This window comes from Wocania ichthyoenteri Th78 (assembly GCF_000789235.1).
Taxonomy (GTDB): domain Bacteria; phylum Bacteroidota; class Bacteroidia; order Flavobacteriales; family Flavobacteriaceae; genus Wocania_A; species Wocania_A ichthyoenteri.
The window spans coordinates 2029029-2044180 of record NZ_KN525716.1 but is presented as its reverse complement, the minus strand read 5'-3'; the positions used below and the strand labels follow the sequence as shown (position 1 = coordinate 2044180).

13 protein-coding genes are annotated in these 15152 nt (G+C 31.2%); 1 reads left to right on the top strand and 12 read right to left on the bottom strand.

Features of this window, described 5'->3' with window-relative positions:
* Positions 1-21: 21 nt before the first annotated feature.
* The 5 genes from RG22_RS18235 to RG22_RS08905 form a co-directional block, all read right to left on the bottom strand.
* Positions 22-255: an alpha/beta hydrolase family protein gene (locus RG22_RS18235; protein ID WP_338062086.1), complete on the bottom strand. Its 234-nt coding sequence runs from the start codon at positions 253-255 to the stop codon at positions 22-24.
* Positions 256-3015: a PD-(D/E)XK nuclease family protein gene (locus tag RG22_RS08920; protein ID WP_034042576.1), complete on the bottom strand. Its 2760-nt coding sequence runs from the start codon at positions 3013-3015 to the stop codon at positions 256-258. It lies immediately after the preceding gene.
* A gap of 108 nt (positions 3016-3123) precedes the next feature.
* Positions 3124-4482 (bottom strand): OmpA family protein, encoded by a 1359-nt coding sequence (locus RG22_RS08915; RefSeq protein ID WP_034042575.1) that lies wholly within the window; start codon positions 4480-4482, stop codon positions 3124-3126.
* 123 nt (positions 4483-4605) lie between these two features.
* Entirely contained in the window at positions 4606-5799 is a 1194-nt protein-coding gene (gene kbl / locus RG22_RS08910) for a glycine C-acetyltransferase (RefSeq protein ID WP_034042573.1), read from the bottom strand.
* Between the two features lie 21 nt (positions 5800-5820).
* Positions 5821-8958 carry a UvrD-helicase domain-containing protein gene (locus RG22_RS08905; RefSeq protein WP_034042570.1) on the bottom strand — a complete coding sequence of 1046 codons (3138 nt, stop codon included), beginning with the start codon at positions 8956-8958 and terminating at the stop codon, positions 5821-5823.
* 126 nt (positions 8959-9084) lie between these two features.
* Between RG22_RS08905 and RG22_RS08900 the strand changes: the two genes are divergently transcribed.
* Complete coding sequence (locus RG22_RS08900) at positions 9085-9693, top strand: superoxide dismutase (protein WP_034042569.1); 609 nt, start codon at positions 9085-9087, stop codon at positions 9691-9693.
* Between the two features lie 65 nt (positions 9694-9758).
* Here RG22_RS08900 and RG22_RS17630 read toward each other — a convergent pair whose 3' ends face one another.
* From RG22_RS17630 to RG22_RS08865, 7 genes are all read right to left on the bottom strand, one after another.
* A complete protein-coding gene (locus RG22_RS17630) occupies positions 9759-10601 on the bottom strand; it encodes an IS3 family transposase (protein ID WP_034040219.1) in 843 nt (280 codons plus the stop codon).
* A 23-nt stretch (positions 10602-10624) separates the two neighbouring features.
* The gene (locus tag RG22_RS17985; protein WP_034040217.1) at positions 10625-11059 is read right to left on the bottom strand and encodes a transposase; all 435 of its coding nucleotides are present in this window, start codon (positions 11057-11059) and stop codon (positions 10625-10627) included.
* 340 nt (positions 11060-11399) lie between these two features.
* A complete protein-coding gene (locus RG22_RS08885; RefSeq protein ID WP_034045908.1) occupies positions 11400-12350 on the bottom strand; it encodes a hypothetical protein in 951 nt (316 codons plus the stop codon).
* Positions 12351-12419: 69 nt separating this feature from the next.
* Complete coding sequence (locus RG22_RS08880; RefSeq protein WP_034042404.1) at positions 12420-13271, bottom strand: IS3 family transposase; 852 nt, start codon at positions 13269-13271, stop codon at positions 12420-12422.
* On the bottom strand, positions 13271-13642 hold the full coding sequence (locus tag RG22_RS08875; RefSeq protein ID WP_034041369.1) for a transposase: 372 nt from the start codon (positions 13640-13642) through the stop codon (positions 13271-13273). The genes RG22_RS08880 and RG22_RS08875 overlap by 1 nt, the downstream gene beginning before the upstream one ends.
* A 182-nt stretch (positions 13643-13824) precedes the next feature.
* Complete coding sequence (locus tag RG22_RS08870; protein WP_034042567.1) at positions 13825-14289, bottom strand: hypothetical protein; 465 nt, start codon at positions 14287-14289, stop codon at positions 13825-13827.
* A gap of 189 nt (positions 14290-14478) precedes the next feature.
* Positions 14479-14898, bottom strand: a complete 420-nt coding sequence (locus RG22_RS08865) for a hypothetical protein (protein ID WP_156113369.1) — start codon at positions 14896-14898, stop codon at positions 14479-14481.
* Positions 14899-15152 lie beyond the last annotated feature (254 nt).

Below are 15152 nucleotides of genomic sequence, written 5' to 3'. Positions count from 1 at the left end.
AAGCTTCTAAATCTGGAAAATCTATGGGTTGTTTACAGTGCCGCCATTATACGAAAAATTAAATTTTATAAAGTAAAAACCGCTTTCTGCAAATGCTTTTGCCATCAAATTCCATGCACCCCAATCTTTAAAACCTTTGTAGCCATGGCAAAATATTAATATTGGTTTTTTAATGTCATCATCTTTAAAAAATAAATCGGTTAATATTGGTTTTTTGTGTTTACCGTTAATAATTATGTTTTTTTCAATAGTCATTTATATTTCTTTTTCGGTGAAAGGTGTATTCAAATTACAAATTTCTAAAATGAGTTGCTTTAATTCATCGCTAAATTTATCAAGCGTTTCTTCAGTAATCAACGTGTCTTTTTTAGCATAAGATCCTGCTTTGTCTTTTTTAGCAAACTTTAAAAAGCCGCTACTCAAATTTTTAAATGAAATAATGCCAGCTTCAACAGGAAGGTTTATTTGATTGGATTGATGCATCATCAACACATAGGTAAGCACTTGGAAGCTCTTGCTGTATTTGTTATAATCTGTAGTAATATCTTCCCAATTTACAATCTCTACATTGCTTTGACTAACGTGTCCTGTTTTGTAATCAATAATTCTGGTTACACCATTATAATCATCAACGCGATCTACTTTTCCTGTTAGATTTACAGGGAAATTAAGTTCTGGAATATCGAATGGAACATCATTTTTAGCTTCAATAGCTATAATTTTTATTTGGTTTCCAGCTTTTAAATCTTGTGTTTCTAAATCTAAAAAGTTAGAAACATAGCGTTTTGCTATTTCAAAAACAATAAGGTTTTTACCTTTTGTTATATCGCCTTCTTTATATTCATTCTTAAAATGATAGCTTACCCTTTCAGATATTTTTGGTTTTAAGCTTTTGATGTTTTCAATCGTTAAAAATCTTCCAACAAATGGTTTATAAAAATCTTCAAGTGTATTGTGTACAACGGTTCCTAAGGTGTTTGCTGCAACGGTTTCTTCAGCGTCATCGTGTTCCCGAATTTTTAATATTTTCTGATAATAAAAATCAATAGGATTTCTAATATAGTTGGTAAGTGATGATGGTGAAAACCCTTTTTTTGCAACTTCAATAATTTGATTTATAAGCTCAGGCGTTTTGTTTATTTCATTTAATGACGGCTTTATTACTGGCACATGAGGCGCAATAATTTGATGGCTTACTTTATGAATATTTTCTAGTTGTAATTGTGTAATGAATCTACTTTTTTCGCCTCCAGTTAACACATCGGCTTCGGTATTGTATAAAATATAAATATTTTTGGCACGTTGCAAAAGTCTGTAAAAGTGATAGGTGTAAACCGCATCTTTTTCTTTATAAGTAGGCAGATTATTTTCTAATTTAACATCAAACGGAATAAAAGAATTGTTACTTTTCCCAGATGGTAACACGCCTTCGTTTACAGATGAAATAATGACGGTTTCAAAATCTAAAACTCGAGATTCCAACATACCCATAATTTGTAAACCTTGTAAAGGTTCACCTTGAAAATCGAGTGTTTCGGTGCTTAATAATTCTTTGTAAATGCTAAATAAAGTTGAAATATCTTTAATGTGATTGTATTCGGAATTTAATCGCGATAGCTCGTTAAATAATTCATTAAAACGAAATAAATATTCTAAGGATAATAGGTTTGAAGTTTTGTTTTCAGATAAATTATTTTTAATAATTAAGATTAATTGCTCACAATTTTTTAAAGCCACATCAATAGATGTTTCCCAATTGGTAAAGAGTATATCAATAATGGTTTCAGCTTTATAAGTAATTTGTTTTAATCTATCCGCAGCTAAATAGATAATGTTATTTGCTTCAATGGTTTCAATTATTTTAGAAGCATAATCTGTATCATTAAAATATAATAGCGGTCTTATAAATTGATGCGATATAATGTTTATAACATCTTTATAATAGAATGATCTTGATGGGTTTTTATGAAGCTTAAATAAACTTTCGAAAAGAGAGGCAAGCGGAATAGATTTTAATGGAAAACCCATAGTAATGTTTAAAGCCTCAATAGTTGCAGGCAATGAATTTAATACAGGAATCAATAAATTTTCGTCACCTAAAACAACGGCTGTGTTTTGTAAAGATTGGTTGTTTTTACTTAGATTATTTAAAAGTGTTCCTATATATTTAGATTGTCCAATGTTTTTTGGAACGCCATAAATTGAAATGTTTTTTTCTTTCGAGTAATTATTTGTTATCCAATTAAATGAATTGTTTTTAAAGTAGCTCCAATTTGTTTTGTGCTGCCTTGTAAATAGTGCTGCATCGTGTTTTGGATTGTTTAAAAACACATCATCAATATCCCAATAAATTTTTGCTAAATTATTTTCGAGTAGTTTCTGTATGATGGTTTCTTCAGCCGTATTTAAAGCATTAAAGCCTAAAAAAACGTGTTGTTTTTCTGTACTGTTCTGAATATATGATTCTAAATTTTTAACAGCTTCTCTGTATATCAATCCTTGATAACCAACATTTTTGTTTAATAAATGTTTGGTAAAGTGTGTGTAATAATTATGAAGCTTGCTCCAAAATGACAAGTAGTTTTTGACAAAATCAGATTTATTTTCTTCTAACGACCAATGATTTAATTCTTGAATGTCACGTAAATAATTAAATATATTTTCTTGTGGAATGAGGTATCTATCAATCTCATTAAAATCTTGAAGTAATATTTGAGCCCATTTTGAAAACGATTCAAAAGAATCTATATTTTCTTTATTAGTTAGTTGAGTGTAGCTGTTATAAAATTCAAATAAAAGTTCAGTATTTGAAATTGTTTTGAGTTGAGATAAGGCTTCTACAAATTCTTCTATACTTATAATGTGTGGAGAAAAAATAGTTTCATTTGTAACTTTATAAAGTTGATGCTTTAAAAACAAACCAGCTCTTTTGCTAGGTAAAATAAAAGTTAGTTTTGAAAGATTTATATTAGAATTTTGTAAATCTTTTAAAACATCAAAAATAAAAGTAGTCATTCTAATATGCCGTTTTAAAGTTTATTTGGGAGTATATAAAAATAAAAAACGCTTCGGATATCCGAAGCGTTTTTCTAAAACTTATTTTTAAAACTAATATTTAGTTTCTTATTTTGCTAAGTTAATTTCAACACGTCTGTTGTTAGCTCTACCTTTTCTAGTTTTGTTAGAATCAATAGGTTTAGATTCTCCGTAACCAAGAGCAGAAAGTCTGAATGCGTCAATACCATTTTCAATTAAGTATTCTTTAACTGAATTAGCTCTAGAATCAGATAATCTTTGGTTTAATTTTTCGCTACCAACACTATCAGTATGTCCTTCTACAGTAAATTTAGAAGTAGGATACTCTTTTAAGATTTTAATAATGTCAGATAAAACTTCTGCAGATTGCTTTTTGATAGTAGATTTACCTGTATCAAATAAGATAGTTTTAGCATACTCATTAAGTTGCTTTTGCACTTCAGCAGATACTTCTGGACAACCATTGTTAGCAACAGTTCCTTTAACATCTACACAGTTATCATCTTTATCTAAAACACCGTCACCATCAGTATCTGGCCATGGGCAACCTTTGTTAGCCGCAGGACCTGCAGTGTTAACACAGTTGTCATCACCATCAGCAACACCGTCACCATCAGCATCTGGACAACCAGCTAAAGCTTTTAAACCAGCAACTGTAGGACAGTTATCATCTTTATCAGCAACACCATCACCATCAGCATCTGGACATCCGTTAAATTCAGCTAAACCAGCTTCGTTAGGACAAGAATCTTTAGAATCTTCTATACCATCTCCGTCAGTATCAGGACAACCGTTGAAAGCTTCTAAACCAGCAACATCTGGACAAGCATCATCTTTGTCGTAGATACCATCACCATCTGTATCAGTTCCACCAAATTTGATAGAAATTCCAGCAGTGTGTTGGAAATGTGTATTTAAATAATCTTCAAAAGCATGTTTATATGCAGATTGAAGTGTTAAGCCAATGTTTTCGTTAAACCAAACATTTACACCTAAAGTACCATTTACAGTACCGGCACCAACTTCGTCAACCCAAGTGTAACCACCACCTGCACCTAAGTAAGGCTCGAAAGTATTTGAGTTAAGTAAGTTACCAAGACTATATTTAATAGTTCCATCTACTCCATAGTAAGATAAATCATCAACTGAAGCATCTCCCCATTTGTCAATTTTGTTTAAAGATCCAGCAACTCCAAAAGAGAAACCATCACCTAAGTATTTAGATACAGAAATAGTTGATAAAGAAGGTAAGATATTCCAATGATCACCCACATTAAAGTATTCATCAAAGGTATCACCAAGTGGTGCGTTTTCACCTGTAGGGTAAAAGTCAACTGCGTTAGCTCCTATGGTAATTTGCCATGGGTTGTTTTCGTCTTGCGCATTTACGTTGCTATAACCAAGTACAAGCAACATAGCGAACAATAATCTGCTAAGATTTTTCATATTCAAAAGTTTAATTTTTAAGTGTTAATTGTAAGCAAAAGTAAGTTGTTAAATGTTATTAACAAAGACAAATATATAAAAATATTGGATAATTCTTTTATTCATCGACAGTACAGAATGATTTTAGATAATATTTAGTGCTTTGCCAACTTTTGTGAACGCAGCAATAGCCTTATCTAAATGCATTTTTGTGTGAGCTGCAGATAGTTGTACGCGAATTCTTGCTTTACCTTTCGGTACAACGGGAAAAAAGAACCCAATAACGTATATTTCTTCTTTTAAAAGCATATTTGCCATAGTTTGAGATAATTTTGCATCGTATAACATTACGGGTACAATAGCCGAATCACCATCTATTATATCTAAGTCTGCGGCTTTCATTCCTTTTTTAAAGTAATTGGTGTTCCACTCTAGTTTATCTCTAAGCTCTGTATTATTTGCAAGCATATCAAAAACCTTAATGGACGCTCCAACAATGGCAGGGGCTAACGAATTTGAGAACAAATAAGGTCTTGAGCGTTGGCGTAGCATATCAATAATTTCTTTTTTACCGGTAGTATAGCCTCCCATAGCTCCCCCTAACGCTTTTCCGAGTGTTCCTGTAATAATATCTATACGGTTTAATACGCCTTTTTCTTCAAGTGTTCCTCTACCTGTTTTGCCTATAAAACCTGTGGCATGACATTCATCAATCATTACCAATGCATCATATTTATCGGCTAAATCACAAATTTCATCTAATGGAGCTACTAAGCCATCCATAGAAAAGACGCCATCTGTTACTATTATTTTAAAACGTGCTCCGTTTTTATTAGCTTCAATAAGTTGCGTTTCTAAATCTGCCATATCACTATTTTGATAGCGATATCTTGCTGCTTTACACAAACGCACACCATCTATAATAGAAGCATGATTTAAAGAATCTGATATAATGGCATCTTCTTTTCCTAATAATGGTTCAAAAACGCCACCGTTAGCATCAAAAGCCGCAGCGTATAATATGGTGTCTTCGGTTTGATAGAAATCTGCGATTTTTTGTTCTAGTTCTTTGTGAATATCTTGAGTGCCACAAATAAAGCGTACCGAACTCATGCCAAAACCATGTGTATCCATAGCATCTTTTGCCGCTTGAATAACATCTGGATGCGAAGACAAGCCTAAATAATTGTTGGCACAAAAGTTTAAAACCGTTTCGCCAGTATTTAAAGTTATTTCTGCACCTTGTGCCGAAGTTATAATGCGTTCTTCTTTGTAAAGCCCATTGTCTTTAATATCTTGAATTTCGTTCTGTAAATGTTGTTTTATAGTGCTGTACATGGTTTTATGTTTTTTAAAAAGTTAAATCGCTTTTATTTGAATATCATCATTTATGTAAATAAGAATTTTTTTAATCACTTTTAGGCTCATGTCTTCTAAAACATCTTGATACGATTGTAATTGCTGCTGATGCTTTTTATCTTCAAAACCTGTTTTGTAATCTATTATAACAGCTTCGTTGTTAGCATTTACAACTACGCGATCTGGACGTAAAATGACACCTTCTTTTGTAATAATATCACGTTCATTATATATGGTGTAACTTGACGTGTAATAACCTTCAAGCTTAGAATGATTAATTATCTCATTTACAACGGTTTTTAAAATTTTTGCTTGCTCTTTATTAATTGAAGAAACATTTATAAAATCGTTTACAGCAACATCAATATCGTCTTTAGTATTAATTTTAGACATGATATTATGTATAAGATTTCCTTTTTCAATAGCTTCTTTTTGTGTGGTATCCCAAAGTAACCCAGATTTTGTTACTACTTTTATATTATGAGTTTCTTTTGCTGTTGAAATAAATTGCTGTTGAATTTGAGCTTCTTTTTTCGGAGTTTCAATTTCTACAACTCTTTTAGGGATTCCAAAGGTGTATGTTAATTTAGAATCTTCCCATTCGTTAATAGATTTTAAATACTCAATAAACAACCCAGAGTACTTTTTAGTATTTACTTCGCCCTTTGATGAAATATCATTAGTAGAAATAACATGCAATTGCTCCACAGCTCTTGTTAATGTTACATAAAGCAGATTGATATTGTCTAATTCCTGTTCAGATTTATGTTTGTTAAATATGCGTAAGCCTTCATCGCTATAATGTTCAAAATCTTTATTGTAGTTTAAGAGCGTATGCGAAAAGCCGTTGTATTTTTCTTTATCTAAAGCAAACCATTCTTTGGGTTCTAATTCTCTGTAAATATCTAAATCGGCAAAAGGGAATATAACCACAGGAAATTCCAAACCTTTAGATTTATGAATGGTCATGATTTGTACTGCATTTTGCCCTTTAGGCGATACAATACTTAAGTTTTCTTTTTTCTTAGCGAAGTAGTGTAAAAACCCAGAAATATCCGAGCCTTTATTCTGTGAAAAATCTAAAACCACATCTAAATAAAACTGAATATAAGCGTTGGATATTTTAACCAAATTAAAGCTTCTCACTATAGTTTCTGCTAAATCGTAAAGCGGTAGTTGTAATAAATCACTATTATTTATATGGATATTGAATTTTTCAAAACTTTTAAAAAGCTCAGGCAATTCTAAATTGATATGATTTGTAAAGAATTCGTGCTTGTTTTCAATATTAAAAAGCGTCGTTAAATAATTTAAAACAGCAATTTTTATTTCGTTGTTTTTTGGCTGAATTAAAAGTGCTAACACATTATTTATAAAATTAACTTCGGCTGAATTATTCAGCAACAATGTTTCGGAAGATACAATAGGAATGTTATACTGACTCAAATAATTAGCAACCGCAATACCTTCTTTTTTCTTTCTAACAAGAATACAAATATCTTGTAAATCAAAACCATTTTCTAAACAGTCCTTAATGCTATTTAAGGTGTTTTCTGAAAACAGTTCATTTCTATCATCTTCTTTTTCAATGTCTAAAAATGAAAATGCGACATAGCCTGCTTCTTTTTTAGTAATGTTTTGATGTGCATTTTCGTAAAGCGTTTTATAATTATCAGCAGTAAAAATTTGATGTGATAAAAATTTAAAAAAGCCATTGTTAAAATCTACTATTTCTTTAAAACTTCGGTAATTGTCATCGAGTGTTTCTACTTTTTGTTTAATATGAAATGGCTGTTTCGCTTCGTTAAACAAATCAATAAATTGTTCTGCTTTGCCACCGCGCCAACGGTAAATAGCTTGTTTGGCATCGCCAACTAACATAGTGCTTCCGTTTTCGGCAGAAAGTGAATTCTCTAGCAACGGAATTAAATTTTCCCATTGCATAACCGATGTGTCTTGAAACTCATCAATAAAGTAATGCTTGAATTTTTCGCCGATACGTTCGTAAATAAAAGGTGTAGGTTGGTTTTTTATTTCTTTGCTGATAATGGCATTAAATTCTGAAATCAGCATTTTATTCTGTTCAGCTTTTAAAGCATTTAACTCGTTATTTATAGCGTTTAAAACAGAAAGCGGCGTGACGTTTTTATAAAAAGCTTTTAAAAATTTAAGATGAAAAGCCGCTTGTTTGGTGCTGTTAAAAGCCGTTGCCAATTGTGGTTGAATTTGGTTAATTATTGAGGCAACATCATCAGAAACTTTTTTAGGATAAAGCGGATTATTTTCTAATAAATCTCCCTGCCAAATTAAATCGAATTTAATATCAAACCTTTTATTACTAAGGTTTTGAAAGTGTTTTGGTAACGAACCTCTCGAAAAATCGTTCTGCTCCAAACCAGCTTCTTCAATTAAGGTCAAAACACGTTGCGCTTCTTCAACTATAATAGTTTCAAAAGTTAAAATTTCTTTTTTCAAATGCGTTTTAAGCCCTTTGAAATCGTTTAAAGTTTTGTGCTTTAAGATTTCAATAAACGGCATATCGTTTTCATTAACCAACAATTTTGCAATCTTATTAAAATCAAAAGATACATCCCAACTTTTATCATCATCAGCTTTTTCAATAGCAAAATCTACCAAAATTTTTGTCAGTGCATCATCAGTTCCAGCTTTGGCTATTAAACTGTCAACAGCTTCATTTAAAAGCGCATCTTGATCCAATTCAACCTCAAAATTTAAAGGCAATTTTAAATCGTGTGCAAAAGTTCGTATCAATTTATGTGTAAACCCATCAATAGTGCTAATATCAAACGCAGCGTAATTATGTATAATGGTATTTAGTAGTTTTTTAGATTTTTCATGAAGCTTTTTAGGTTTTATTTCTAGTTCTTCACAAATATCGTTAAACATACTATTTGAAGTTTTTAAAATAGCCTCTTCAGAAAACGTTTTTAGCATGTCTATAATACGCTCTTTCATTTCCGAAACCGCTTTATTGGTAAACGTAATGGCAAGAATGTTTTTAAACAAATAAAGATTAGTAGAGCTAAATAAAAATTTTAAATACGCTTTTACTAAGGTGTAGGTTTTTCCGCTACCAGCAGAAGCATTATAAATTGTAAAAGATGAATTTAACTGCATAAAACAAATTTAGAGACAATATAGAAACTATCAATGGTTTGATAACAATTTATTATTTTTTATTGACCTGTTTTATCCGTAAATTTGAATGAAAATAAATACTAATATTTAAAACATAGAAAAATTATGGCTTTCGAATTACCGAAATTAGGATATGCTTATGACGCTTTAGAGCCTCATATCGATGCGCGCACCATGGAGATACATCATTCTAAACATCACCAAGGATATACAAATAACTTAAATAATGCTATTGCAGGAACAGATTTAGATGGAAAATCTATTGAAGATATTCTAACTAATTTAGATATGAATAATGGCGCGGTTAGAAATAACGGTGGCGGATTTTATAATCACTCTTTATTTTGGACCGTTTTAAATCCTGAAGACAGAGGTTATTTATCTGGTGAATTAAAAGATGCTATAGAGGCGGCTTACGGATCAAAAGATGAGTTTATTGCGGCGTTTAGTAAAGCAGCAGCAACACGTTTTGGCTCTGGTTGGGCATGGTTATGTGTACATAAAGGTGGGAAGGTAGAAATCTGCTCTACACCAAATCAAGATAACCCATTAATGCCAGGAGTTAGTTGTGGTGGCACACCAATTTTAGGATTAGATGTTTGGGAACACGCCTATTATTTAAACTACCAAAACCGTCGTCCAGATTATATTAACGCATTTTTTAATGTAGTTAACTGGAACGAAGTTGAAAGACGTTACGCTGAGGCGAAGTAGAAGTTTTTACAAAATGTCTAGTCCTAAATAATCGATACAGATTAATAAAGGATTAAATTTATAAATTAAACCTGAACAATATTACTATTGTTCAGGTTTTTTGATTTATATCGTTTTGGTTTTAAAGTGTTTTGTTGATGCATTTGTATTGGAGTTAACATGTTGTTAGACCAATGCGGTCTTTTTTTATTGTAAATTTTTATTGCATTTTTAATTAAAATGATCCTTAGCTTTAAATCCACATTGTGTTTCGCTATACCAAATTCTTGTTTTAAAATACCATTTATACGTTCTGCGATAGCATTTTCATAAGGATCATATTGTTCAGTCATACTTGGTTTTATAAAGTTATCTTTTAGTTTTTCTTGATAGTCATCAGAACAGTATTGTAAACCTCTATCAGAATGATGAATCAAACCTTTTTGTTTATATTTTCTGTTTTTAATAGCCATTTCCAAAGCTAATATAGAACCAGATGCATTTAAACTGTTAGATACATTATACCCTACAATCTTCTTAGAATAAGCATCTGTAACCAAAGCGAGATAAGATGGATTTTTTCTGTTTCCTGTGTATGTGATATCACTAACCCAAACTTGTTCTGGTTTTTTAATTTCTAAAGTACTTATTAAGTTTTTGTGTTTTCTAAAACGATGATGTGAGTCTGTTGTAACATGATAACTTCGTTTTGGTTTTATAAGTAAATGGTTTGCTCTTAGTATTCTAAAGAGTTTATCTCTACCAATATTTAAAGCTGTTAATTGTGTTTTCAGTATATGATAAAGCTTTCGAGTTCCAAGATTTGGCATGGATATGCGAACGGATTGCACTAGTGCTATTACTTTTTGGGCAACACTTTGTTTTTGTCTTTTGGATTGTATCGACCTATAGTAAACCTGTCTATCAATCCCGAGTAAATAACAGGTAGAAACTACTGTTTCTTTGTGGGCTTCTTTGAAGCGGTCAATAACTCGGGATTGTAATTTTTTCTAACATCAATATTATATTCCTTTTCGACCATATCAACCATCATATCAAAAAGAATCACTTTTTTATCTGCGCGTTCTGCTAGATATTCAGCTCTTGCTTTCTGCTTTTCTAATAGTTTTACTTGCTGTTCTAATTCTAAAATACGTTGCTCGGGAGTTGTAGACATACTGGTGGAGATTTGTTCTTGCCAGTCAAAGTTACCATATTTTTTTAACCATCTGGTAATGGTCGAACCAGCTTGAATGCCATATTTGTCACGTGCTTGGCTTCTAGTTAGAAATCCTTGCTCTATTTCTTGGACAACTTCTAGTTTAAAAGAAAGGGAGTAATCTTTTTGGGTACGCTTAACGTAACCTGTGTTTTCTGATGTTTTCATTACACTAAAGTTTTAGTGTATCGCTATTTCAGGACGGGACAAAATAAATACAAAAGCAAATTCAGTAAATGGGTTTGCTTTTTTTTTATGGCGTTACCACAACCCTTCGACTGCGCTCAGGGCAAGTGGTCGGGCTTTCCAATACAATCTTTTTAAAATGCCATTGCGAGGAGCGCGCGACGTGGCAATTTGTAAATATTTAGTATAAAGCATAATGTATTGCTTATTCTTTTTTAAAAAGGATTTCCATTTCAATCCCTAACGTGCTTACTCGCGTGGATTACTCAGAAGTTAAAAGTATTTATTTGTTATATCCACATGTTGGCAGCTGCCTTTTTCTCTAATGAAAAGGTTCTGCTTTCATATTCGATTGATATATTTTCTTTTTTAAATTATATTTTCCGATTGTTTCTTTCACTACTTCCAGAAACCAATTTTGAGCAGTTGGTGAAACATAAATTTTTTGAATCAAAGTATTAATATTAACTTTTATTGGTTTTCCAAAATCATATTCTTTTTTAAAGTCAAAATATATTGCTCTAACTTCTTTTTCGTGCTCAAATGATTTTCTCTTATACCAAAAAGAATCATTTACTCCAGCGAATGAATTATTAAAATCTATATAATTTACACGACCTATATCAATTGATGGATTTTTATTTAACGACCTGTAAAGTCTGTCGTAAGTCGTTTGAATTGCTATTCCTTCAGACATATTATTTGTGTAAAGTTTCCACATAGCTTCAGATTCAAATTCATTTTCGTGCCAACAATTTATAAAGGTCTTTTTAATATCTTCAATTCCTCCGCTTTCCATTTCAGCTAACACTCTTTTAGACTCAATTTTTATTTGTTTGTCAGTAAGTTTAAAATCAATTCCTTCTGGTGGATTTTTGTGAGCTTGTTCAATAAATTCTAAATAGTGTTTGTCCCATTTGTTTTTGTTTTTTTTAAGTCCTTTTGCTCCTTCAAATGGGTCTTCAAATTTGTCAGCTCTTGTAAAAAAAAGTGAGTTAGAACTGATTAAAGAGATAAACTTTGTGAAATCCATAAATCTCCAAAGTATAGTGTCTTTGTCAGCAATTGTATAAGGTCTTTTAGAAAAAGAATGTCGAATAATAGTTTCCTTTAATTTTGAAGAGCAACAATCTCCTAAATAAGCTAATTCTCCATTTTCTAAATAGCCTAAATGAGTGGTTTCAGATTCTTTAAATTCATTTCCGCATATTGTACAAGAATCGTGATTTTCATTCAGAAATCTTCTTGTTTTAATTGTATGCTTTAATGTCATTTCTTGCATTTATTGAGTTCGGTTTTCAGGTGTCTTGTCCTGAAATATGGCTACAGGTTAAAATTTAATTTAGGCTGATAATTTGTATACCATATTAGGTGTTTTATAGTCTAAAGATAAATGTAATCTTATTTCATTGTATAAATTAATTGCATTTTTTGCGGTTCTTTTAGCGTGAGTCACGTTATCAAAGGTTTGGTCGAGATAAAATTCGTCTTTTAAGATTCCATTTACACGCTCTGCCATTGCGTTTTCATAGCAATGATTTTCTTCAGTCATACTAATACCTATCTTTTTTCTTTTAAGTATTTGAGTGTATACATTACTACAATACTGTATTCCTCTGTCCGAATGATGAACAAGCTGTTTAATGTTTTTAGCTTGATAAATGGCCTTATTAAGGGCTCTTACACATCCTTTAAGTTCTAAGCTATCACTAAGGTCATAACCAACAATTTTTCTGGAATGCATGTCTGTAATTAAAGCCAGATAACAAAAACCTTTTACTGTTCTGATGTATGTAATATCAGATACCCAAACTTGATTTGATCTAGTGACTTTCATATCCTTTATCATGTTATTATACTTATAAAAACGATGATAAGAATTTGTTGTTCTGGCACTAGTTTTCTTTCTAAGTGTTAGCATATTGTGTTTTCTAAGGACATTAAATAAGGTATCTCTACCAACTTTAAGGCTAGCTTTAGTAAACTCGTTATCTAATGATTTCATGAGTTTACGCACACCTTCTCTAGGAAGGGATTTACGTTTTTTACTGACTATGTTTATAATCTGTTGTTCTATTTTTAAACGCCTATCAGCTCTAGATTTGTATTTGTAATACGCATCACGTTTAAGTCCAAAACAACTGGTTATAGTTGTTAAAGAGGTAAATCCCTTAGATTTTTCTTTAGCTTTGATTAAGGCTTTATACTTAACTTTTTTTTTAGTTCAGCAATGGATTTATAACCTAAATCTTCAGCAGCTACTTCCAGATATGAATCTAATACCATAGCATCCAAATCCTTTTTAAGCAGTAGTTTTTTAAGCTGTTCAATCTCTTTTTGCAGTGCTTTAATTCTAGATATTTCGTCTTTTGTTTCCACTTTTACTCTGGTGTTCATTAAGTCTTTACGATTATATTTTTTAATCCACTCATTGACTGTTGTAGGCGCAATAGAGTAGAGTTTACAAAGTTCGCTCTTTGTGTGTTTTCCGGTTGTAAGTTCGGCTAAAATTTTTAATTTGAAAGGTTCACTGTAACGTCTAATTACTTTGTCATTTCTATACATAATGTTTAAAATTATGTAGCCTTATTTCAGGACGGGTCAAGGTTGCTGCCAACGGTCTTGTATATGAAAAGTAGCTGGTTTTTATGCACTAATTTTCGGTTTATAACTGACCTTTTTTTTATTAAATATCTTTTGTTTAAACACTGAAACCGCTATTTTTTATACTTTGTTGTAAGCAGTTTTTATTTAATTCGTTTTTTAATGAGTATTATTTGTCCAAGATGATAATAAGTGTGTTCAATCATTGCGTCAATATTCCGGAAATAAGTCCCATATTGTTTATCTACAAAGTCCGATAATATTTTTTCTTCTGACATCTTTTCAACAAGTTCAATAAATTCTTCCGAGTCAAGGCAAAACTTATTCACTAAGTTTCGCCAATCTTGTTCAGATTTTATAGGTGGGTAATCAAAACTATATTTGTCTCGTATATCGAGTGTTCCTCCTCTAAGAACTTTTTTTACTCCAGCTATATAGTAATCAATGTGAAAAGTCAAATCAGCAATAGTGTTAAAGTTATCTATTTTTTGAGTTGCTTGTTTCCAATCAAGGTCAATTATTTGTTCTTTGAAATTTGTACCTAAAACCCATTTTCCTTCAGTAAAAATTTCCTTTAGTCGATTAGCTAAATATTCGTTTAATTTCATTTTATGTTAACACCTTTATATTTTTGGCGGTTTTCTCAAATTGCTTACAACGGTTACGTATAAGAATAGTGCGGTTTTGTGTCCGAGGATTTTCCGCAGGAAAATCAGAGTGACCAAATACGCGCTAACCTTTTGATTTAGGATTAAACTTAAGCATTATTTTTATACAATGTTGTAAAACGTTTTTATTCAATTTTCAGTCAGATATTTATTTTCAGAATAATATTTCCCCTTTCCTTTTATATTGTCAAAATCCAATTTAATTATCGTATCGAGATTTTTTCTTTTGAGGTTTATTGATAAAGATTCGATTTCTTTAGTAATCGTGTCTCCAATTTTTATAAAGTCGAATAGTTTAGAACTTTGAAAAACAAAATCTTTTTTCTTATCTCCAAAAATTTGATGTCGAATAATAATTATCGGTCTTGCGTGATTATGCTTATCGATATATTTTTCAGTAACTATTCCGTCATAGTTTGATTGATATTCTTTATAAACCATTTTGTCGAAAAATTCCTTTTGTGTCAGATTATCACAAGAACTTAGTCCGACTGTCAGAAAGAAAAGTAAAATAATATATCTATTGGTCAAGTTTTTCAGTTTTCTCAAATGTTTTACAACCCGCAAAGTATAAGGTTCGTGGATGCGCAGCATACAGGTTGGAACCGTTTGCTGCGCTCTATGAATCTTATAGCTTGTTAGGTAGTAGTTACCATAAGGGTTTTCAATTAGTTAATAAATATACTAAAAGTTAGTCAGAGTGCAGTCTATACTTTGCGGGTTAGGAAGAATAAGCAAACAGTGGAAATTTTAAATTTTATGATAAGCGATAAGCTTGTGCTGTGACTTGATTTATGGTTACG

Bases quoted from the DNA above. Each gene is read 5' to 3' on its own strand.
- RG22_RS18235 (WP_338062086.1), bottom strand. From the start codon at position 255: ATGACTATTGAAAAAAACATAATTATTAACGGTAAACACAAAAAACCA.
- RG22_RS08920 (WP_034042576.1), bottom strand. From the start codon at position 3,015: ATGACTACTTTTATTTTTGATGTTTTAAAAGATTTACAAAATTCTAAT.
- RG22_RS08915 (WP_034042575.1), bottom strand. From the start codon at position 4,482: ATGAAAAATCTTAGCAGATTATTGTTCGCTATGTTGCTTGTACTTGGT.
- kbl (WP_034042573.1), bottom strand. From the start codon at position 5,799: ATGTACAGCACTATAAAACAACATTTACAGAACGAAATTCAAGATATT.
- RG22_RS08905 (WP_034042570.1), bottom strand. From the start codon at position 8,958: ATGCAGTTAAATTCATCTTTTACAATTTATAATGCTTCTGCTGGTAGC.
- RG22_RS08900 (WP_034042569.1), top strand. From the start codon at position 9,085: ATGGCTTTCGAATTACCGAAATTAGGATATGCTTATGACGCTTTAGAG.
- RG22_RS17985 (WP_034040217.1), bottom strand. From the start codon at position 11,059: ATGAAAACATCAGAAAACACAGGTTACGTTAAGCGTACCCAAAAAGAT.
- RG22_RS08885 (WP_034045908.1), bottom strand. From the start codon at position 12,350: ATGACATTAAAGCATACAATTAAAACAAGAAGATTTCTGAATGAAAAT.
- RG22_RS08875 (WP_034041369.1), bottom strand. From the start codon at position 13,642: ATGTATAGAAATGACAAAGTAATTAGACGTTACAGTGAACCTTTCAAA.
- RG22_RS08870 (WP_034042567.1), bottom strand. From the start codon at position 14,289: ATGAAATTAAACGAATATTTAGCTAATCGACTAAAGGAAATTTTTACT.